This window comes from Streptomyces sp. NPDC026538 (assembly GCF_055567535.1).
This window is the reverse complement of record NZ_JBVHQG010000002.1, coordinates 1,334,359-1,354,109: the sequence shown is the minus strand read 5'-3', so window position 1 is coordinate 1,354,109 and position 19,751 is coordinate 1,334,359. Positions and strand designations below refer to the sequence as shown.

Annotated in this window: 21 protein-coding genes and 2 pseudogenes; 11 read left to right on the top strand and 12 right to left on the bottom strand. The window is 71.9% G+C overall.

The genetic code is table 11. The features are described from left to right. Positions 1–85 precede the first annotated feature (85 nt). Both ACZ4N4_RS12940 and ACZ4N4_RS12935 read right to left on the bottom strand, forming a co-directional pair. On the bottom strand, positions 86–922 hold the full coding sequence (locus ACZ4N4_RS12940) for a glutamate ABC transporter substrate-binding protein (RefSeq protein WP_453565665.1): 837 nt from the start codon (positions 920–922) through the stop codon (positions 86–88). 59 nt (positions 923–981) lie between these two features. Continuing rightward, a complete protein-coding gene (locus ACZ4N4_RS12935; RefSeq protein ID WP_453565667.1) occupies positions 982–1,758 on the bottom strand; it encodes an amino acid ABC transporter ATP-binding protein in 777 nt (258 codons plus the stop codon). 319 nt (positions 1,759–2,077) lie between these two features. Here ACZ4N4_RS12935 and ACZ4N4_RS12930 point away from each other — a divergent pair, with 319 nt between their 5' ends. Together ACZ4N4_RS12930 and ACZ4N4_RS12925 are read left to right on the top strand one after the other, a co-directional pair. Beyond that, positions 2,078–2,764 carry a response regulator transcription factor gene (locus tag ACZ4N4_RS12930; RefSeq protein ID WP_453565669.1) on the top strand — a complete coding sequence of 229 codons (687 nt, stop codon included), beginning with the start codon at positions 2,078–2,080 and terminating at the stop codon, positions 2,762–2,764. A gap of 9 nt (positions 2,765–2,773) precedes the next feature. Further along, positions 2,774–4,171, top strand: coding sequence for a sensor histidine kinase (locus ACZ4N4_RS12925; RefSeq protein WP_467587575.1), 1,398 nt, complete (start codon positions 2,774–2,776; stop codon positions 4,169–4,171). Positions 4,172–4,227: 56 nt separating this feature from the next. Here ACZ4N4_RS12925 and ACZ4N4_RS12920 read toward each other — a convergent pair whose 3' ends face one another. Beyond that, entirely contained in the window at positions 4,228–5,226 is a 999-nt protein-coding gene (locus tag ACZ4N4_RS12920; RefSeq protein ID WP_453565673.1) for a TAXI family TRAP transporter solute-binding subunit, read from the bottom strand. Positions 5,227–5,322: 96 nt separating this feature from the next. Between ACZ4N4_RS12920 and ACZ4N4_RS12915 the strand changes: the two genes are divergently transcribed. Beyond that, on the top strand, positions 5,323–5,757 hold the full coding sequence (locus tag ACZ4N4_RS12915; protein WP_450767112.1) for a pyrophosphohydrolase domain-containing protein: 435 nt from the start codon (positions 5,323–5,325) through the stop codon (positions 5,755–5,757). A gap of 7 nt (positions 5,758–5,764) precedes the next feature. Here ACZ4N4_RS12915 and ACZ4N4_RS12910 read toward each other — a convergent pair whose 3' ends face one another. From ACZ4N4_RS12910 to ACZ4N4_RS12900, 3 genes are all read right to left on the bottom strand, one after another. Next, positions 5,765–7,171: a hypothetical protein gene (locus tag ACZ4N4_RS12910; RefSeq protein ID WP_467587571.1), complete on the bottom strand. Its 1,407-nt coding sequence runs from the start codon at positions 7,169–7,171 to the stop codon at positions 5,765–5,767. Between the two features lie 222 nt (positions 7,172–7,393). Then, the gene (locus ACZ4N4_RS12905) at positions 7,394–7,750 is read right to left on the bottom strand and encodes a DUF6204 family protein (protein WP_453565681.1); all 357 of its coding nucleotides are present in this window, start codon (positions 7,748–7,750) and stop codon (positions 7,394–7,396) included. Positions 7,751–7,792: 42 nt separating this feature from the next. Further along, positions 7,793–8,365, bottom strand: a complete 573-nt coding sequence (locus tag ACZ4N4_RS12900; RefSeq protein ID WP_467587568.1) for a histidine phosphatase family protein — start codon at positions 8,363–8,365, stop codon at positions 7,793–7,795. A gap of 294 nt (positions 8,366–8,659) precedes the next feature. Between ACZ4N4_RS12900 and ACZ4N4_RS12895 the strand changes: the two genes are divergently transcribed. Further along, complete coding sequence (locus tag ACZ4N4_RS12895) at positions 8,660–9,523, top strand: isocitrate lyase/PEP mutase family protein (protein WP_467587566.1); 864 nt, start codon at positions 8,660–8,662, stop codon at positions 9,521–9,523. 157 nt (positions 9,524–9,680) lie between these two features. Here ACZ4N4_RS12895 and ACZ4N4_RS12890 read toward each other — a convergent pair. Continuing rightward, positions 9,681–9,845 (bottom strand): annotated as a pseudogene (locus ACZ4N4_RS12890) (pyridine nucleotide-disulfide oxidoreductase); the annotation flags it as partial. Positions 9,846–10,220: 375 nt separating this feature from the next. On the opposite strand from ACZ4N4_RS12890, the gene ACZ4N4_RS12885 reads away from it, so the two are divergent. Next, positions 10,221–10,973 (top strand): SDR family NAD(P)-dependent oxidoreductase, encoded by a 753-nt coding sequence (locus ACZ4N4_RS12885; protein ID WP_467587564.1) that lies wholly within the window; start codon positions 10,221–10,223, stop codon positions 10,971–10,973. A gap of 267 nt (positions 10,974–11,240) precedes the next feature. Here the strand turns inward: ACZ4N4_RS12885 and ACZ4N4_RS12880 are convergent, their stop codons facing one another. Next, a complete protein-coding gene (locus ACZ4N4_RS12880; RefSeq protein ID WP_467587561.1) occupies positions 11,241–11,930 on the bottom strand; it encodes a LysR family substrate-binding domain-containing protein in 690 nt (229 codons plus the stop codon). Between the two features lie 33 nt (positions 11,931–11,963). Then, a complete protein-coding gene (locus ACZ4N4_RS12875) occupies positions 11,964–12,176 on the bottom strand; it encodes a LysR family transcriptional regulator (RefSeq protein WP_467587559.1) in 213 nt (70 codons plus the stop codon). 176 nt (positions 12,177–12,352) lie between these two features. On the opposite strand from ACZ4N4_RS12875, the gene ACZ4N4_RS12870 reads away from it, so the two are divergent. After that, on the top strand, positions 12,353–13,126 hold the full coding sequence (locus tag ACZ4N4_RS12870) for a VIT1/CCC1 transporter family protein (RefSeq protein WP_467587557.1): 774 nt from the start codon (positions 12,353–12,355) through the stop codon (positions 13,124–13,126). A gap of 83 nt (positions 13,127–13,209) precedes the next feature. Further along, on the top strand, positions 13,210–14,136 hold the full coding sequence (locus ACZ4N4_RS12865; RefSeq protein WP_467587555.1) for an NAD(P)-dependent oxidoreductase: 927 nt from the start codon (positions 13,210–13,212) through the stop codon (positions 14,134–14,136). Between the two features lie 331 nt (positions 14,137–14,467). Here the strand turns inward: ACZ4N4_RS12865 and ACZ4N4_RS12860 are convergent. Beyond that, positions 14,468–14,599 (bottom strand): annotated as a pseudogene (locus ACZ4N4_RS12860) (SDR family oxidoreductase); the annotation flags it as partial. Positions 14,600–14,867: 268 nt separating this feature from the next. On the opposite strand from ACZ4N4_RS12860, the gene miaB reads away from it, so the two are divergent. Continuing rightward, positions 14,868–16,397 carry a tRNA (N6-isopentenyl adenosine(37)-C2)-methylthiotransferase MiaB gene (gene miaB / locus ACZ4N4_RS12855; protein ID WP_467587553.1) on the top strand — a complete coding sequence of 510 codons (1,530 nt, stop codon included), beginning with the start codon at positions 14,868–14,870 and terminating at the stop codon, positions 16,395–16,397. A 91-nt stretch (positions 16,398–16,488) separates the two neighbouring features. Next, positions 16,489–17,196: a class III extradiol dioxygenase subunit B-like domain-containing protein gene (locus ACZ4N4_RS12850; protein ID WP_467587551.1), complete on the top strand. Its 708-nt coding sequence runs from the start codon at positions 16,489–16,491 to the stop codon at positions 17,194–17,196. A 111-nt stretch (positions 17,197–17,307) separates the two neighbouring features. Here ACZ4N4_RS12850 and ACZ4N4_RS12845 read toward each other — a convergent pair whose 3' ends face one another. Together ACZ4N4_RS12845 and ACZ4N4_RS12840 are read right to left on the bottom strand one after the other, a co-directional pair. Continuing rightward, positions 17,308–17,580, bottom strand: a complete 273-nt coding sequence (locus ACZ4N4_RS12845; RefSeq protein WP_453565701.1) for an antitoxin — start codon at positions 17,578–17,580, stop codon at positions 17,308–17,310. Between the two features lie 33 nt (positions 17,581–17,613). Continuing rightward, positions 17,614–17,928 carry a hypothetical protein gene (locus tag ACZ4N4_RS12840; RefSeq protein WP_467587549.1) on the bottom strand — a complete coding sequence of 105 codons (315 nt, stop codon included), beginning with the start codon at positions 17,926–17,928 and terminating at the stop codon, positions 17,614–17,616. 179 nt (positions 17,929–18,107) lie between these two features. On the opposite strand from ACZ4N4_RS12840, the gene miaA reads away from it, so the two are divergent. Together miaA and ACZ4N4_RS12830 are read left to right on the top strand one after the other, a co-directional pair. Next, positions 18,108–19,046: a tRNA (adenosine(37)-N6)-dimethylallyltransferase MiaA gene (miaA, locus tag ACZ4N4_RS12835; RefSeq protein ID WP_467587546.1), complete on the top strand. Its 939-nt coding sequence runs from the start codon at positions 18,108–18,110 to the stop codon at positions 19,044–19,046. 106 nt (positions 19,047–19,152) lie between these two features. Beyond that, entirely contained in the window at positions 19,153–19,659 is a 507-nt protein-coding gene (locus tag ACZ4N4_RS12830; RefSeq protein WP_453384107.1) for a hypothetical protein, read from the top strand. Positions 19,660–19,751 lie beyond the last annotated feature (92 nt).

Here is a 19,751-nt window from a genome sequence, read left to right as displayed (position 1 = left end):
CGGCGGCGGCGGCGCGCCCGAGGAACCGTGCGACCTGCCGGATCCCTGCGTCGGCCGGGATCCGCGGGGCGCGCGGAACCGCGCCTTACTTGACGATCACGCCGATCTTCGGGGCGGGCTCGTTCTTGTACTCGGCCGGGCCGAAGTTGGCGTCGACCGCCTTCTTCCAGGAGCCGTCGCTGACCATCTTCTCGAGCGCCTTGTTGATCTTGTCGAGGGTGGCGGAGTCGCCCTTCTTGACGCCGACGCCGTAGTTCTCGTTGCTCAGCTTCAGACCCGCGAGCTTGAACTGACCCTTGTACTTGTCCTGCGCGGCGAAGCCCGCGAGGATCGAGTCGTCCGTGGTCACGGCGTCGACGGACCCGCTCTGGAGGCCGGCGATGCACTCCGAGTAGGTGCTGACCTCCTTGAGGTTGGCCTTCGGGGCGATCGTGTCGTGGAGGTTCTGCGCCGAGGTCGAACCGGTCACGGAACACAGCTTCTTGCCGTTGAGGTCCGTGCCCTTGGCGATCGTCGAGTCCTTCTTGACCAGCAGGTCCTGGTGGGCCAGCAGGTACGGGCCGGCGAAGTCCACCTTCTGCTTGCGCTCGTCGGTGATCGAGTAGGTGGCCGCGATGAACTTCACGTCACCACGTGCCAGGGCGTTCTCGCGGTCGGCGCTCTTGGTCTGCACGAACTCGATCTGGTTCGGCTTGTAACCGAGCTGTCCGGCGACGTACGTGGCCACGTCCACGTCGAAGCCCGAGAAGGAGCCGTCCGGCTCCTGGAGGCCGAGGCCGGGCTGGTCGTACTTGATGCCGACCTTGATCTTGCCGCCGCCCGACGAGCTGTCGTCGCCCTTGTCGCTGCCGCCGCACGCCGTGGCGGACAGGGCGAGCGCGAGCACGGCGGCCGAGGCGGCGGTGACCTTGCGGAGCTGCATGATGAACATCCCTCGTTTTGGTGAAGACGTCTGGGAAAGGAAGCGGGTCCCGCCGCGCCTCAGTGGTGCAGGATCTTCGACAGGAAGTCCTTGGCCCGGTCGCTGCGCGGGTTGCTGAAGAACTGGTCGGGCGTGGCCTCTTCGACGATCCGGCCGTCCGCCATGAAGACAACCCGGTTCGCGGCCGACCGCGCGAAGCCCATCTCGTGGGTGACGACGATCATGGTCATGCCGTCCCGGGCCAGCTGCTGCATGACCTCCAGGACCTCGTTGATCATCTCGGGGTCGAGGGCCGACGTCGGCTCGTCGAAGAGCATGACCTTCGGGTCCATCGCCAGCGCCCGCGCGATCGCCACGCGCTGCTGCTGGCCGCCCGAGAGCTGCGCGGGGTACTTGTCGGCCTGGGTGCCCACCCCCACCCGGTCGAGCAGGGCACGGGCCTTCTCCTCGGCCTGTTTCTTGTCCGTCCTGCGGACCTTCACCTGACCCAGCATCACGTTCTCGAGCACCGTCTTGTGCGCGAAGAGATTGAAGGACTGGAAGACCATGCCGACGTCGGCGCGCAGCCGGGCCAGCTCCTTGCCCTCCTGGGGCAGCGGCTTGCCGTCGATCGTGATCGTTCCGGAGTCGATGGTCTCCAGACGGTTGACGGTGCGGCACAGAGTCGACTTACCGGACCCGGAGGGCCCGATCACCACGACGACCTCGCCGCGGGCGATCGTCAGGTCGATATCCTGGAGCACGTGCAACGCGCCGAAGTGCTTGTTGACGCTCTTCAGGACGACCAGTTCGCCGGTCGCGGCCACATCTTCCTTGGCCACCGATACTTCGGTCATCGCTATCGGGCTCCGTCCTCCTCGGTTGCGGAGGAATGTAGTTACCGCGCATGACCAGCGTCATTACATCTGAGGGAGATCTGAGCATCACGATCCGATAGCATTCGGGCACATGTCGTAGCAGCCGTGACCTCTGTGCGTATCGGCCGGGTAACGGAACCTGCGCGCCGCCGGAACGGGCTTGACGCCATCGTCGTCCATCAGCGTGACTGCCATCGTGCACGCGCGCGTGCGCGCGTTTTCTACAAGGCACAGGTTCTCCGCAGGCAAGCCGAGAACGAACCAGGACGAAACGAACGTTGAACCGGAGGGGGCCGGGATGAGACTGCTGCTCGTGGAGGACGACAACCACGTCGCCGCCGCACTCTCCGCGGTCCTGGCCCGGCACGGCTTCTCCGTCACCCACGCCCGCAGCGGCGAGGAGGCCCTCCAGGCGCTCGTCCCCGAGGGCGCCGGCTACGACGTCGTCCTGCTCGACCTCGGACTGCCCGACCAGGACGGCTACGAGGTCTGCGGCAAGATCCGCAAGCGCACCAGCACCCCGGTCATCATGGTCACCGCCCGCGCCGACGTCCGCTCCCGCATCCACGGCCTCAACCTGGGCGCGGACGACTACGTGGTGAAGCCGTACGACACCGGGGAGCTGCTCGCCCGGATTCACGCCGTCAGCCGGCGTACCCACCACGAGGACGGTCCGGCCGACGGCGACGACACGCTCAGGCTCGGCTCCGTCCACATAGAACTGCCCACCCGCCAGGTCAGCGTGGACGGCAAGGTCGTCCAGCTCACCCGCAAGGAGTTCGACCTGCTGGCGCTGCTCGCTCAGCGGCCCGGCGTGGTCTTCCGCCGGGAACAGATCATCAGCGAGGTCTGGCGCACCAGCTGGGAGGGGACCGGCCGCACCCTGGAGGTGCATGTCGCCTCCCTGCGCGCGAAGCTGCGCATGCCCGCGCTCATCGAGACCGTACGCGGCGTGGGCTACCGGCTCGTCGCCCCGGCCGCGTAGCGGGGACGGGTGCGCACACGTCTGCTTCCGCTGCTCATCGTCCTGCTGGCGGCCGTCCTGCTCGCGCTCGGCATCCCCCTCGCGGTCAGCGTGGCCGCCGCCCAGCAGCAGAAGGTCGTCGTGGACCGGATCGACGACACCGCGCGGTTCGCGGCCCTCGCCCAGTTCGTCACCGGCACACCCACCAGCGCGCGTCCCATGCGCACGGACGACCGGCAGGAGACCCTCCACCGCGAACTCATCAGCTACTACGAGGTGTACGGCATTCGCGCGGGCGTCTTCTACCGCAACGCGTCCTCCATGGCCAACGCGCCCGACGACTGGGTGCTGCCGCAGACGGGCGAGGTACGCGACGCCTACGCCGAGGCGCTGCTCAGCCGGCGCAGCCATGACCCGCGGCAGGTGTGGCCCTGGCAGCGCACCCGGCTCGTGGTGGCCTCGCCGGTGATCCGCGACGGTGACGTCGTCGCCGTGGTGGTCACCGACTCGCCCACCGGGCCGATGCGTTCACGGACCCTGCGCGGCTGGCTGTTCATCGGTGCCGGCGAGTTCGCCGCGATGCTGCTCGCCGTCGGCGCGGCGCTACGGCTGACCGGGTGGGTGCTGCGGCCCGTACGGGTACTCGACGCCACCACCCACGAGATCGCCAGCGGCCGGCTCAAGTCCCGGGTCGCGGCGGCCGGCGGTCCGCCGGAACTCAGACGGCTGGCCCGGGCGTTCAACGAGATGGCGGACAACGTCGAGGACGTGCTGGAACAGCAGCGTGCGTTCGTCGCCGACGCCTCCCACCAGCTGCGCAACCCGCTGGCCGCACTGCTGCTGCGCATCGAACTGCTCGCCCTCGAACTCCCCGAGGGCAACGAGGAGATCGCCTCGGTCCGCACCGAGGGCAAGCGGCTCGCCCAGGTGCTGGACGACCTGCTCGACCTGGCGCTGGCCGAACACGCCGAGGCGGACCTGATGCTGACGGACATCGGGCGGCTGGCGGCGGAGCGGGTCGCGGCGTGGGCACCGGCCGCGGCGGCGAAGGGGGTCCGGCTGAGCGGGGAGTGCCCGGCGACCACCGGATGGGCCGACCCGATCACGCTGTCCAGCGCGCTGGACGCGGTGATCGACAACGCGGTGAAGTTCACACCGAAGGGGGGTTCGGTGGAGGTGGACGTCGCGGCCGACGGTGGCGTGTCGAAGGTCGTGGTGACCGACACGGGGCCGGGGCTGACCGCTGAGGAACTCGCGCGCGTGGGGGACCGGTTCTGGCGGAGCGGTCGGCATCAGAACGTGCAGGGGTCGGGGCTGGGGCTGTCGATCACGCGGGCGCTGCTGGCGGCGGGGGGCGGCTCGTTGTCGTACGAGCACCGTGAGCCGCGGGGGCTGCGGGTGACCGTTTCGGTGCCGCGGAGCGGGTGAGGAGCGCGGTGGGCGTGGGTGCGGGTGCGGGGCGGTCGGGGTTGATCAAGGGGGCTTCAAGGCTTCACCGAGCGGTAGTACCGTCGTGCGCCCTCCTGCAGGGGTAGCGGGTCCGTGTAGATCGCCGTGCGGAGGTCCACCAGCTGGGCCGAGTGGACGTGGGCGCCGATGTCGTCCCGGCTCTTGATGACCGTGCGGGTCACCCACTCGGTGAGACGCGGGTCCATGTCCTTGCGGGTCATGAGGAGGTTGGAGACCGCGATCGTCGCCACCGGCGTGCCCTGCTGCACCGACGGATACGCCGACTCGGGCATGTTGGTCGCCCGGTAGTAGAGCGCGGCCTCGCTCTCGGAGTGCAGCTTGGAGACGAGGCCGCCGTCTATCGGGACGAACGTGAAGCTGTACTTCCGCGCGAGGTCCCGCAGCCCCTTGGTCGGCAGTCCGCCCGACCAGAAGAACGCGTCGATCTTGCCCTTCCGCAGCCGTTCCGGACCGGTGTCGATGCCGTCGGCCACCGGGGTGATGTCCTTCCCGGGGTCGATCCCGGCGGCCCTGAGCACCCGGTTGGCGATCAGCCGGACACCCGAGTTGGGCAGTCCTATCGCCACCCGCTTGTGCCGCAGCTGCGCGACGCTGGTGATGCCCGAGTCACGCCCCACCACGAGCTGGACGTAGTCGTCGTAGAGCCGCGCCACCCCGCGCATCCGGTCGGCGCCCCGGCCGCCGTTCAGTTCGTACGTCTCCACCGCGTCGGCCGCCGCGATGGTGAAGTCGGCCTGACCGGTCGCCACCCGCCGGACGTTCTCGTACGACCCCGCGCTCTGGACCAGCTTCACCTTCAGCCCCGGCATGTCCCGGCCCAGCTCGGTGCGCAGCCGTACGCCGTACTCCTGGTAGACCCCGCTCAGCGTCCCCGTGCTGAAGGTGATCGTCCCGGTCGGCGGGTTCTCGCCCAGCGGCAGCAGCCACCACAGCAGCAGGCCGAACGCGACGACACCCGCGGCCGAGCCCTGGAGAGCGCGGCGCCTGCCGATACGGGGGAACACCTTTGACATGCGCGCGATCCTGCCAGCCGGTCCCGCTCCTGACCAGGGCCGGGGGGCACGGCGGCGGGACCCGGGCTGTCAGTGGCGGCCGCTAGAGTCGTTCGCATGACCAGCTCCTCGACCAGTTCCCCGACCGGCCCCTCGCCCGCCCGCCTCGTCAGAGAGTTCCATCACGCCTTCGGTCTGGACGCCCGCACCACGCCGACGGAGGTGTCCCCCGAGCTGGCCGCGCACCGCGGGGAGCTGCTCGCCGAGGAGGCCGCGGAGGTCGCCGAGGTGGCCGTCGCCGGGCCCCTGGACCGGCTCGCGCACGAACTGGCGGACGTGGTCTACGTGGCGTACGGCACCGCGCTGGTGCACGGCATCGACCTCGACGCGGTGATCGCCGAGATCCACCGGTCCAACATGAGCAAGCTGGGGCCCGACGGGCAGGTCGCCCGCCGGGCCGACGGCAAGGTGCTGAAGGGCGAGCACTACCGGGCGCCGGACGTCTCGGCCGAGCTGCGCCGGCAGGGCTGGATATCCGGCGGCGAGGCCTGACCGGGGCTCAGAGCGAGCCGCCCGCCAGCTTCCACTCGCGGTGCAGGGCGCCCAGCGGGACGCTCCGCTGCAGCACCGGCGTACCGAAGATCGACAGCTGGAGGCGCAGGGTGCCGGAGAGGTCGACACCGCCGTACAGGCTCCAGGCGCCCCGGGCATCGACACCCGGGGTCGCGGAGTCGGCGGTGACCGTGCCGGAGGCCTCGCCGCGCAGATAGGGGGCCAGGTCGGCGGTGACGCCCACGGCGCCGTAGAGGCCGACCGAGGCTTCGGCGCCCAGCGCGGTCTTGACGCTGCCGGCGGTGGTCACCGAGGTCCGCACCGGCGTGCTCGTCATGTCGGAGCTGCTCACCGGCGTCCAGCCCTGGGCTGTGCCGAAGGTGCCGCCCGCCCTGAAGTCGCCCTTGAGGCTCTGCTCCACATCGACGGTGATCCTGCCGTCGCCGGTGATCTGGAGGTAGCACGTCAGGTCGAGGTTGACCACGACGGGGACCGGGCCGACCTGGAGGACGGGGTCGGCGTGCAGTTTGGCGAAGGGGACGCGCAGCGGGGTGGCGGTGGCCGCCGCGGCCCGGCCCCTGACCGCCCAGCCCGAGTTCCAGTCGCCGGACACGCCGAGGTAGGCGGTGCCGGGCGCGCTGCCGGTGCCCGCGCCGCCGTAGGCGAAGTCGACCTGCGGGGCGACCTGGACGAAGCCGGACACCGAGGCGGAAGCGGAGGCCGGAGCGCCCGCGGCGGTCGGGATCTCGGCGCTGACGTCCAGCCGGAGGCTGCCGAGCGGCACGGTGGCGCCCTCCGGGCCGACGTGCACATCACCCGACTTGGCCCAGGACACCTTGACGTCGGGCAGCAGCTTGTCCACGTCGAAGGCGTCCGGATCGACCGGCACGGTGCCCTTCGCGGTGTCATCGCCCAGCAGGGCGTCGAGCGTGGCGGGCTCGGTCTGCACCTCGGTGCCCTCGTCGGTCTCGCCGATCACCTTGGTGACCTTGGCGAGCAGTCCGTCCGGGGCGCCGGGCGCGGGTGCGCTGGCGATCACGTCACCGACGGCGGCCGGCCCGGTCGCGGCGGACGGCGAGGGCGACGCCGAGGCGCTGGGGGAGACGGTCGGTGACGCCGGACTCCCCTTGGCCCGCTTGGACATGACGGCTCGTCGGGTCTTGCTGTCGTACGAGCTGACGGTGAGCGTGGTGCGGTGCGCCGGGCGGCCCGAACCCGCCGAACCGGCGGCCGCGGTCGCGGGCGCGGCGGGCGCGGCGGCGACGGCGAGTGACCGGCCGTCCGTGCGGGCGGCTGCGGTGGTGTCGTCGGAGACCCGGGCGGTCTCGGCGGCGCGGTCCCCGGTGGAGCTCTGGTGCGGGGGTGCGGAGCAGCCGGCGGAGAGAAGGAGGGCGGTCACGGCGAAGGCGGGCATGAGGGCATGCCCGGGCCTCGTGCGTCTGCGCAAGGTCAGTCCTGGGAGTGGGGGGTGACGAAGAGGCACCGACGGTGGCTACCGGCGGGTAGAACCGGCCGGTAACTCGGTGTGGCCCCGAGCATGCCACGCCCGCGGACACCTGGCCTCCACAATCCGGCCACAGCCCAACGTGACCTGAACCACGGCGACTTCAGGCCGCCGTGGCCGCTTCCCGGGGGGTCAGCCCTGCTGCGCGGCGGCCCGGCGCTGCCGCTTGCCGAGGGGTGCCTGCGAGAGGTCCTCCGCCTTGGACCGGAGGTTCTTGTAGCCGTAGCCGCGCTCGGCGAGCCACGCCCTGGCCGCCTCCTCGGCGCGTTCGGTCGCCGCCAGGATGTCCTCCTCTTCCTCCCCCGCGTCCAGGAAGCGGAAGGTGAAGGCGGCCCGCGCGGCGATGTCGTAACTGAGATGGCCCTCGGGAGTGAAGGCCGCGCGCAACACGTCGTGGTCGGCGGCCCGGGACAGCAGCTCGGCGCGCTGCTCGGCGCCGAGACCGTCGAAGACACCGCGGACGGTGATACGGAAGGTGCGGGTGGTCATGGCGCGACCCTAGGCAGGGCGGGGCGCGCCGTTCCAGCGGATTTACCGCACCTCGCCGGAGACTCCCTGCCCGCCGACCTGGCCGAGCCGCAGGTTCCAGCGGCCGGGGCCGCCCGTCACCTCCGTCGCCGCCAGCGGCGGGACGTCCACGCGCCAGAACGCCGTCTCGGGCGCCCCGAGCGCGTGCAGCACCACGGCCCGAACCACCTCAGGCTCCACCACCGCGATCGTCCGGCCGGTGGTACGGCCCGTCGTCTCCAGCCACTCGGTGACCCGCGCGCAGAACCCCCGGACCGATTCGCCCCCGTGCGGCGCGGCCCCCGGGTCGGACAGCCAGGGGACCAGCGCCTCGGGCTCCGCGGCGCTGACCTCCTCCAGCGACCGGCCCCGCCAGCGGCCCACGTCCAGGCCCGACAGCCCGGGCTCCGCCGAGGCGTCGAGGCCCAGCGCGGTCGCCGTCTCACGACAGCGCACGCTGGGAGAGCTGACCGCCCGGCCGGCGGGCAGGGACAGCGCCACCGCCTCCGGGTTCTCGATGGAGTCACCGTCGTCGAAGCGGGCCCGCCGCAGCGAGGGTGTGATCGCCGGGGCTATGAGAATGACTCGGCAGGTCACGGGGCGGTTCCTCCTGGGGCGTCCATCGGGTGCGGGTGCCGGACGGCCACGACAGTACGCGGTCCGGGGGTACGCGGTCCGGCGCCAGCCTGTGGACGGTCCAGCGCATCGTCGAGTTCACGCGGGCCACGGCGGCCGCCGACGAGAAGGGTGGCGGCGCGGCCCGCGGCGGGGCGATCATCGTGCTCAGCCCGGCCGAACACGCTCACCGACATCGGCCCTCTGGACCTCGCCACGCGCTGGCCACGGCGAGGGGGAGCCTCGTTGTCAGTGCCGGCTGACAGGCTGGGCATCGTGGACACTCAACGTCGGGAACTGGCCGCACGCTTCGTCGAGTTGCACCGGGAGGGCTGCTTCCTGCTCCCCAACGCCTGGGACGCGGGAAGCGCCCGTGTCCTGGAGTCGGCCGGTTTCCCGGCCGTGGCCACCACCAGTGCGGGCGTGGCCTTCTCCCTGGGCCGCCCGGACCACGACTACGTCGACACATCGTCGGACGGCGACCGGGTCGACCGTGCGACCATGGTCCGCCGCATCGGCGAGATCGCCGCCGAGGTGCGGATCCCGGTGAGCGCGGACCTGGAGGACGGGTTCGGCGAGGCGCCCGAAACCGTGGCCGAGACGATCTCGCTGACCCTCGCGACCGGAGCCGCCGGCGGCAACATCGAGGACTTCACCGGCGACCGCTCCCGGCCGCTCTACGAGCCGGAACTGTCGGCGGACCGCATCCGTGCCGCCCGGGAAGCCGTCGACATGGCCGGTGAGCCGTTCGTCCTGGTCGGCCGCACCGACGTGCTGCTCACCGGAGGACCGCTCGACGAGGCCGTCCGGCGGGCCAACGCCTATCTGGCGGCGGGCGCGGACTGCGCGTTCGTGCCGGGTGCGGCCGACGCGGAGACCATCGGCACGCTGGTGCGTGGGATCGACGGCCCGCTGAACGTGGTGATGGGCCTGACCGGCAATGCCCTGTCACTGGCCGACCTGCGCGACCTCGGGGTACGCCGGGTCACGGTGGGCGGCAGCATCGCCCGGGCGATGTACGCGCAGCTGCTCGCCACGGCGAAGGAGCTGGCGGACCGGGGCACCTTCTCCTACGCCGAGCACCAGATCCCGCAGACGGACCTGAACGAACTCTTCCGGAGGATGCCGGGGAGGGGCTGAGCCGTCTTGACGGACGCCCGACGTGGGCCGGGCCGTTTTGGTGGGCGCCGGAGGTGGGCTGGGCCGTTTTGGTGGGCGGGGTCCGGTCGGCGCAGGGCGGTCACGCGGACGCCGGTCCGCACGTCCGCGCCCGCCTCGGTCGGCCCCTGCGCGACCAGGCCCAGGAGGAGCACTCGCCGCCGACGAGTTCCCACTCCAGGACGGCCGGCACCGATAGACCGGCGGCCCGGGCGCGGTCGGCGATGTTCTGCCCGACCGGTCCGGCGACCAGGACGATAAGATCGTAAGTACCGTTTGTGCCGATTTGTTGTGGCGCGCTCATCGCTGCCTCACATGACGATCGGTGCCGGTCCGAGCCGCTGGGTCACCACCCGCGACGCGGTGACTCCCCGTGCCGTGCGGGTCATGTAACCGCTGAACGCGCGGAGATCGCCCTGCGGCCATAGGCCTGACGAAGACCCTTCATAAGCGCAACCTCGGGCTGCCCGGCCACCCTGACCGGCGCAAACGCGGTACGGCCAGGACGGTGACCGCCGGCACGGCAGGCCGGTCCGCGCGCTTATGGAGGCCATCGGATCCGCCGATGGCCGGACCGGAATCCGCGGTGCGTCCGGGTGCTTGAGGACTCCCGTCACCTCATGGACGAGGTGACGGGACGACCGGTTCGCCCCCCACTTTTCACACCTGAGGACCTCTCATGGGAACTGTTGATCTGACCGGACGCGTAGCCCTTCTGACCGGCGCCACCAGCGGTATCGGCGCCGCGACCGCGACCCTGTTCGCCGAACGGGGCGCCCATGTGCTGGTCGCGGGACGGGACGCGGAGCGCGGTGACAAGGTGGTCGCGGCCATCCGGGAGCGTGGCGGCAAAGCCGACTTCCTGGCGGCCGAGCTGAGGGACGCCGACTCGGTGCGGCAGCTGGCCAGGCGGGCCACCGAACTGGGCGGCGGCCGCGTGGACATCCTCGTCAACAACGCCGGAATCTTCCCGTTCGGTGCGACGGCCGAGACGCCGTCCAGCGACGTGGACGCCGTCTACGACCTGAATGTGAAGGCGCCGTTCTACCTGGTGGCCGAGCTGGCACCGGGCATGGCCGAGCGCGGGCAGGGTGCGATCGTCAACGTCAGCACGGTGGTCGCCGAGTTCGGCCTCGCGGGCATGGCGCTGTACGGGTCGAGCAAGGCCGCGGTCAACCTGCTGACCAAGGCCTGGGCTGCCGAATTCGGCCCGCGGGGCGTACGGGTGAACGCCGTGGAGCCCGGCCCGACCCGCACCGAGGGCACGGCCGGCATGGGCGACGACCTGGACGCCCTGGCCGCACTGGCGCCCGCCGGCCGGGCCGGCGAGGCTCGGGAGATCGCCGAGGCGATCGCCTACCTGGCGAGCGACGCGGCGAGCTTCGTACACGGCGCGATCCTGCCGGTCGACGGCGGCCGCACGGCCGTCTGACACCCGAAGGCGCCGGCCCATGCCGGCGGGCGCCCCCGGCTCTGTCGGCTGACGCGCCGACGGGCCGAGCAACGTCGGCTGCGGTTCGGCGGCGCCCCGAAGGGGCGTGGGGCTGTGCCCGTGTGCGGATCCGCCGGGTGGGCGCGACCAGCCACGACGGCCACGACGCCACCGCAGCCGAACGACGGCCCATCGCGGCACCTACGGCGGAGCGCGTTCGGCCGGCCGCGGTTTCAGCGCCGCAGACTCAGTCCCGCACCGCCCGGTTCAGTCCCGCACCGCCCGGTCCAGGGCCGCGACGAAGCGACCCAGGTCGCGGCGGCGGGAGCTGGACGGCCATACCGCCCAGGTGCGCCGCACCAGCGGGTGGCCGATCAGCGGTGACCAGGTCACGTGGTCGGGCAACGGCTGCTGCCAGCCCGGCGGAGCCAGCGCGAAGGCCTGCCCGGAGGCGACCGCGGCCAGCTTCACGTCGCCGATCAGGGCCTGCCCCTCGGGCGCCTTCGGACCGAGGTCGAGGCCGTGCCCGCGCAGGATCGCGGTCAGCTCGTCGTACCAGGCGGGGCTTCCGGCCCGCGGGAACCCGACCCACTGCAGGGAACCGAGCGCGTCGAGCGGGATGCCGTCGGGACCGGCCAGCTCGGCGGCCTGTTCGACGGCGATCAGCACACCGAGCGTCTCCCGTACGAGGAGCAGCGCGTCGAACTCCGGCCCCGACGGCCGTTCCCGGAGGAAGCCGAGGTCGAGTTCGTCGGCGCGCAGCGCGGTCAGCTGCTCCGCCGTGGACAGATGCCGAGCCTGCACCCGCGTCTGCGGATGGGCCTCGGCCAGTTCGGCGAGCGCCGGGTCGAGCAGCCCGGACGGCAGCTCCAGGGGGATCCCGACGCGCAGTGCACCGCCGCCCGGACCGGCGTACCCGGCCATCACCCGCAGTGCCTGATCGTGCCGGGCGAGCACCGCCCGTGCCTCGCCGGCCAGCGCGTTCCCCGCCTAGCTGGTCCGCACCCCGCTGTGCCCGCGCAGCAGCAACCGAACACCCAGCTGCCGCTCCAGCCCGCTGATCGTCTGAGACAGGGCGGGCTGACTCACATGCAGCCGCCGCGCGGCAGCGGACAGGCCGCCCTCCTCCACCACCGCCACGAACGCTCGCAGCTCCCGCAACTCCATGCCGCCCATGCCATCACGCCCGCCGACCGGAGTCACGGCCTTACATGATTCTCACGATCCATATCTTTTATGGCGATAACACTTATCTCCGACTATCTATCCCAAACGGGAAACAGCCCCACTTCCCATGCGTTGGTATCTGTGACGGCGAATAACCGGGAGGACGGTAATCGCCGCCGGTGGAAACCGCCATCGAGGATCGGAGCGCTGTCATGTCGCTGACGTCATCCGAACGGACGTATGCCGCTCGCCCGGGCATCGTGAACGACGAGACCAGGAACCCCGCCGAGCGCGGCGAGCGGACACGGCACGGCGACCGCTCGGGTGCCCTGCGTGCCGCGGTGTTCGGCGTCAACGACGGCTTGGTCTCCAACACGGCCCTGGTGATGGGCTTCGCCGGTTCCGGCGTCTCCGGTACGGCTGTCCTGTTCGCCGGAGTCGCGGGGCTGCTGGCCGGTGCCTTCTCCATGGCGGCCGGCGAATACATCTCCATGCGCAGCCAACGCGAGGCCTACGAGCGGGAGATGGCGGTCGCCGCCGACCGGCTGCGCGCGGCCCCGGGCGCGCAGGAGGCGGAACTCACGCAGGTCTACCGGGACAAGGGGCTGGACGCGGAGGACGCCCGGCATGTCGCGACGACCATCATGCGGGACCCCGACACGGCCCTGAACACCATGGTCCGCGAGGGACTCGGGCTGGACCCGGACGAGTTGGGTTCGCCGTGGTCGGCGGCGTTCTCCAGCCTCGCCTCGTTCGCCGTCGGTGCCCTGGCCGCCGTCCTGCCCTTCCTCTTCCTTTCGGGAACGGCGGCGCTGTTCCTCGCCGTGGTTCTGGCGGGCAGCGCCCTGTTCGCCGTCGGCGGCGCGATCGGCCTGCTCAACGGCCGGTCCCCGCTGCGCTGCGGGGCCCGCCAGCTCTTCGTGGGCGCCCTCGCCGCCGCGGCCGTCTTCGGGATCGGGCACGTGATCGGCGCCAGAGTCGGCTGATCTCTGCCGCCGGTCCCCACCGACTGCCACTTGATCACGACGGCGGCCACCCCGGTCGCCGGATCTTCCCCGGAGAGTGTGCGATGACCGAACGAACAGAACGAACCGAACGAACAGAACGAACAGGGCAGACAGGGACAGGAAGGACCCGCGTCGCCCTCCTCGGTACCGGTGTCATGGGCGCGCCCATCGCGCGCACTCTGCTGCGCGCCGGGTTCGACGTGACGGTGTGGAACCGCACCCGGCAGAAGGCCGAGGCGCTCGCCGGACTGGGCGCGCGGGTCGCCGGCACCCCGGCCGGGGCGGCCGCGGAGGCCGGGTTCCTGATCACCATGCTCACCGACGGCGACGCCGTGGAGAGCGCGATGACCGGGGCCGACGGCGCCCTCACCGCGCTCGGGCCGGACGCGGTCTGGATCCAGATGAGCACGGTCGGCGTGCACGCCACCCGGCGGCTGGCGGAACTCGCCGAGGGGGCGGAGTTCGTCGACGCCCCGGTCTCCGGGAGCTCCGAGCCCGCGGAACGGGGCGAACTGCTCGTCCTCGCCTCCGGGAACCCGGCGCTGCGCCCCCGCGTACAGCCGCTGTTCGACGCGCTGGGCCGCCGGACGCTGTGGCTGGACCGCCTCGGCGACGGCAGCCGTTTCAAGCTCGTACTGAACAACTGGCTCGCGGTCCTGGTCGAAGGCATGGCCGAGACCATCAGCCTGACCAGCGTGCTCGGGCTGGAACCCGGTCTGGTGCTCGGCACCCTCACCGAGAGCCCGCTGGGATCCGCGTATGCGACGGCCAAGGGCCGTGCCATGGTCGAGCACGACTTCGCCCCGGGTTTCCCGCTGCACCACGCCGGCAAGGACGCGGCCCTCGCCCTGGCGGCCGCCGATCAGCGAGGGCTCGAACTGCCGCTCACCGAAGCGCTGCTGAAGCGCTGGGACGAGGCGATCGCGTCCGGCCATGCCGCGGACGACGTGGCCTCGGCCATCACCGCGGCCGGACCGGCCCTGCCCTGAGCGCCGAAGACCCGCTCGGAGGTGGCCGGAAGGGAGATCGGCGCTGCCCGCCGAGTCCCACATCCGTGCCAGCCCCTGAAGATCCGCCACCGGGTGGGTGATCCACTGGCCGGTGCACAGCCCGGGAAAGTCACCGACGAAGGCGCCTGCCTTCCCTGGCAGGTATGGCCGGGCGATGCCGGCCTCGGCGTCACGTCGGGTGTCCCACCAGGCGATGACGACGCGCACGGGGCCGCCAGCTGCAGAGTGTCCGGCGTGCGTGTGGTCACGGTGTCCCCGTTGACACTCGTGCGTGGTGTTGGTCCCGTCCGGGAGGACTGGTCGCCGGTCGGAGCCGGGAACCGCCGGTGGCGTCGATGACCTGCCCGCTCACCCAGCGGCCGTCGTCGGAGGCGAGGAAGGCGACCACGTCGGCGACGTCCTCGGGGCGGCCCCGAACAACTCCGCCTGCTGCGTGGGATCGCGCTCGGCGGCCGGCGCGGCGGCTTCCTGCCGGCGCGTGGCCACGCCCTGCCGTCGGTGGCCGCCGCAGGCGCGGCACTGACCGGCGCGGCCCTGCTCCTCGCCCTCGCCGCCGCCGCGGAGCGGACCCGGCTTCCGAACCGGCGGTCCGGGAGACGACGGCCCCACACCCGTCCCGCCTTCGCACGGCCCCCGATGACCCCGTTCCCGCGCCGGCTGCGGGGACCGGCCCGCGACGAGGTGCTCTCGGCACCGCCTACCCTTGAGCCATGACCATCAGCAGCGACCGGAGCCCGGCAGTGGACATTCGTTCATCGAAAACGTACGAAATCCGCACCTACGGGTGCCAGATGAACGTCCACGACTCCGAGCGATTGTCCGGGCTGCTGGAGGAGGCGGGCTATGTCCGCGCCCCCGAGGGCGCCGACGGCGACGCGGATGTCGTCGTCTTCAACACCTGCGCCGTCCGGGAGAACGCCGACAACCGCCTCTACGGCAACCTCGGCCGCCTCGCCCCGATGAAGACGAAGCGCCCCGGCATGCAGATCGCGGTCGGTGGCTGCCTCGCGCAGAAGGACCGCGACACCATCGTGAAGAGGGCCCCCTGGGTGGACGTCGTCTTCGGCACCCACAACATCGGCAAGCTGCCGGTCCTCCTGGAGCGCGCCCGGGTGCAGGAGGAGGCACAGGTCGAGATCGCCGAGTCGCTGGAGGCGTTCCCCTCCACGCTGCCGACCCGGCGCGAGAGCGCGTACGCGGCCTGGGTGTCGATCTCCGTCGGCTGCAACAACACCTGCACCTTCTGCATCGTGCCCGCCCTGCGCGGCAAGGAGAAGGACCGGCGCACCGGCGACATCCTGGCCGAGATCGAGGCCCTGGTCGGCGAGGGCGTCTCCGAGATCACCCTGCTCGGCCAGAACGTCAACGCATACGGCTCCGACATCGGCGACCGCGAGGCCTTCAGCAAGCTGCTGCGCGCCTGCGGGAGCATCGAGGGCCTGGAGCGGGTCCGGTTCACTTCCCCGCACCCCCGTGACTTCACCGACGACGTGATCGCCGCCATGGCCGAGACCCCGAACGTGATGCCGCAGCTGCACATGCCGCTGCAGTCCGGTTCGGACACCGTGCTCAAGGCCATGCGCCGCTCGTACCGGCAGGACCGCTACCTCGGGATCATCGAGAAGGTCCGGGCCGCCATCCCGCACGCCGCGATCACGACAGACATCATCGTGGGCTTCCCCGGCGAGACCGAGGAGGACTTCGAGCAGACCATGCACGTGGTCCGCGAGGCCCGCTTCACCCAGGCCTTCACCTTCCAGTACTCCAAGCGGCCCGGCACCCCGGCCGCCACCATGGAGGACCAGATCCCCAAGGAGGTCGTCCAGGCGCGCTACGAGCGTCTCGTCGCCCTCCAGGAGGAGATCTCCTGGGACGAGAACAAGAAGCAGGTCGGCCGCACCCTGGAGCTGATGGTCGCCGAGGGCGAGGGCCGCAAGGACGGCGCCACCCACCGCCTCTCCGGCCGCGCCCCCGACAACCGGCTGGTCCACTTCACCAAGCCCGACCAGGAGGTCCGCCCCGGCGACGTCGTCACCGTCGAGATCACTTACGCCGCTCCGCACCACCTCCTCGCCGAGGGCGCCGTCCTGGACGTGCGCCGGACCCGCGCGGGCGACGCCTGGGAGAAGCGCAACGCCGCCGAGGCGGCCAAGCCGGCGGGTGTGCTGCTCGGGCTGCCGAAGATCGGCGTGCCGGAGCCGCTGCCGGTGGCCGCGGGGAGCGGCTGCGGCTGCGACTGACGGGGACAGTCTCACCGTGCCGGTCCTCGCATCGGCCGACCCGGGTGATGTGCCGCGACCTCGGGCGGCCGTCGCCGCTACCCTGCCGATCATGCTTGTCGCCGCAGCAGTCTGCCCCTGCCCGCCACTCCTCGTCCCCGAGGTCGCCGCGGGTGCCGCCCCCGAAATGGACACTGCCCGTGCCGCCTGCGCCGACGCGCTGGGCGTGCTCGCCGCCGCGCGGCCCGACCTGCTGGTGGTGGTCGGGCCCGCCGAGCAGTCCGCGCGGGGCGCGTTCCCGCAGGGCAGCCGGGGTTCCTTCCGCGGCTTCGGCGTCGACGTCGACGTACGGCTCGGAAGTGGCGAGGCCGGTGAGCGGGAGCTGCCGGCCTCACTCGCCGTCGGCGCCTGGCTGCTGGAGCGCACCGGCTGGGCCGACGCGCCCATCGAAGGGCTGGGCGTGGGCGAGCCGCTGGAGGCCGAGCGGTGCGTCCGTACCGGCTGGGAGATCGCCGGCCGGGCCGCGCGGGTGGCGATGCTGGTCATGGGCGACGCCAGCGCCTGCCGCACCCTCAAGGCGCCCGGCTACCTGGACGAACGGGCGGCCCCCTTCGACGCCGAGGCGGCCCGCGCGCTCGGCACCGCCGACCTCGCGGCGATCAAGGCCCTCGACGTGGAGCTCGCCTACCAGCTCAAGGCCTCGGGCCGGGCCCCCTGGCAGGTCCTGGCCGGCGCGGCCGAGGACGCGGGCCTCGCCGGGGCGCTGCTCCACGACGAGGCGCCGTACGGCGTGGGCTACCTCGTGGCGACCTGGTCCTGACCTGGTCCCGCCCTGAGCCGGCCCGTCCAAGCCTGGACGCTTCGTGAAACGGCGGACGGCCGGGAGTCTGGTGACTCTCGGCCGTCCGCCGATCTGCGTGGTCCGCCCGGCTCAGGGAGCCGGTGGCCGGTCCTCCGGCCGGGTCGGGGCGGTGGGGTCGGTCGCGTCCGGGTGCACAAACCGGTCCATGGCGTCCTTGGCCCTGCCCGTACCCGTCTGGATCTTGTCGCTGTACTTACCCTTGGTCTTCTCGTCGACGACCCGCGCGGCCTTGTCGATGCCGTGCTGGAGTTTGTCGATCTTGTCCTCGTGCTGGTGCGCGAGATCAGAGACCCGGTCCTTGGCCGGGGCGAGCTTGGCCTTCAAATTGTCCAAAAGACCCATGGCTACCTTCCCTATGGCTTCCCTCGCGGGCCGCTATGTGCGGGCGCCCTCGCCGACCTCGTTGTCGGCGGCCTCCTTGGCGGACTGCTGCTGGGGGATCTCGGTGCTCTCGGCGCCGGTCACCGCGACGGGCTCCGGTTCCGTCCGTGCCTCCACGCTTCCGTCGCCGTCCTCGCCCGGCCCCTTCGCCACCGAGGCCCCGGCCGTCTCCTCCGCCGCGTTCTCCGCCGCGTTCTCCGCTGCGTCCTCCGCGGCGGACGCGTCCGGCTCGGAGGCGGCCGGTGCCTCGGTGTGCGGCTCCTCCGTGGTCTTCGGCTTCTTCCCGAGGAATCGTGCAAAAACGCCCATATCCACTCCATACGTTACTCGCGCGAGCGAAATCCCGCGTGACCCGGTGCGTCCGTTTGCGCCACCCCGGTCACCGCCTCTCGCCGGCGGCGGGAATCTCGCAACGGGCAACGAAGCCGGACACGGACCGTCACGTAACTCGTTCGAGACGCGCCGCCGAGGTTTGCGAGACTGGTGCGGTGAGCAGCGCACCCCCCGCCCCCCGTGTCATCGCCGTCGTCGGCCCCACCGCGGCCGGAAAGTCCGACCTCGGCGTCTTCCTGGCCCAACGGCTCGGCGGTGAGGTCGTCAACGCCGACTCCATGCAGCTGTACCAGGGGATGGACATCGGCACCGCCAAGCTGACGCCCGAGGAGCGCGCCGGGGTCCCGCACCACCTGCTCGACATCTGGGACGTGACCGTCACGGCCTCCGTCGCCGAGTACCAGCGGCTCGCCCGCGCCCGTATCGACGCCCTCCTCGCCGAGGGCCGCTGGCCGATCCTGGTCGGCGGTTCCGGGCTCTACATCCGCGGCGCCGTCGACAACCTGGAGTTCCCCGGCACCGACCCCGAGGTCAGGGCACGTCTGGAGGAGGAACTCGCGCTGCGCGGCTCCGGCGCCCTGCACGCCCGGCTGTGCGCCGCCGACCCTGAGGCCGGCCGCGCCATCCTGCCCAGCAACGGGCGCCGTATCGTCCGGGCCCTGGAGGTGATCGAGATCACCGGTCAGCCGTTCACCGCCAACCTCCCGGGCCACGACTCGGTCTACGACACCGTCCAGATCGGCGTCGACGTGGCCCGCCCCGAGCTCGACGAGCGCATCGCGCTGCGGGTGGACCGGATGTGGGAGGCCGGGCTCGTGGACGAGGTGCGCGCCCTGGAGGCGCACGGACTGCGCGAGGGCCGTACTGCGTCGCGCGCACTCGGCTACCAGCAGGTCCTCGCGGCGCTCGCCGGGGAGTGCACGGAAGCGGAAGCGCGGACCGAGACCGTCCGTGCCACCAAGCGCTTCGCGCGCCGTCAGGATTCATGGTTCAGGCGCGACCCCCGGGTGCACTGGTTGAGTGGGGCCTCTGCGGACCGTGAGGAACTTCCGCGGCTGGCCCTGGCGTTGCTCGAACGACCGGTCACAGCCTGATCACGTCATGGCATCGGGATGCGCCACCGGTCATCGAGGCCTCCGGCGCCGTGCCATCATCGAGCTTCGATCGCAAGTGGAGTCCTAGTTGGGAGGGCGCGTGGCGATGGAGGCCGGCCCTCGCGACACCGCACAAGACACCGAGCACGTCGCCGTGGCACCGGGTGATCCGGACGAGGGCGAGGACCGACTGACGCCGGACGGTCCGGACGACACGGTGGGTGGCGGGGTGACCGCCGACGGCCCCGAGCCGGAGGAGATGTTCACCAGCGGCCCCGAGGTCGAGGTCGAGCTCCGCCCGCAGCGCCGTCTGCGCCTGTGGCAGCTGGCCCCGATCGTGGGCCTGGCCGCGGTGGGCTCCCTGATGTTCGCCTTCCCGCTGGCCTTCGACTTCGGCGACAGCGGCGCGGTGATCGCGATGCTGGGCCTGCTGATCTGCTCCTGCGCGGCAGGCTGGGGCATGATGGCGGCCCGCCGGGTGGGCTACACCCTGCCGGGCTTCCCCGCGAGGGGCTCGGACCGCAGGCCCGACTGGCGTGTGGTGCTCGGATACGTGGTCCTGGTGGCGCTCGTGGTCGTCCTGGCTGTCTGGCGAGTGGCGCGACTGCGCTGACAGACGGCCCACCCGGAAGCGCCCTGACTGAAGCGTCCGTAGGGGGCGCGGGTCCGTATCGACATGCTGCTCTGCCGCGCGGGCGCGGTCCG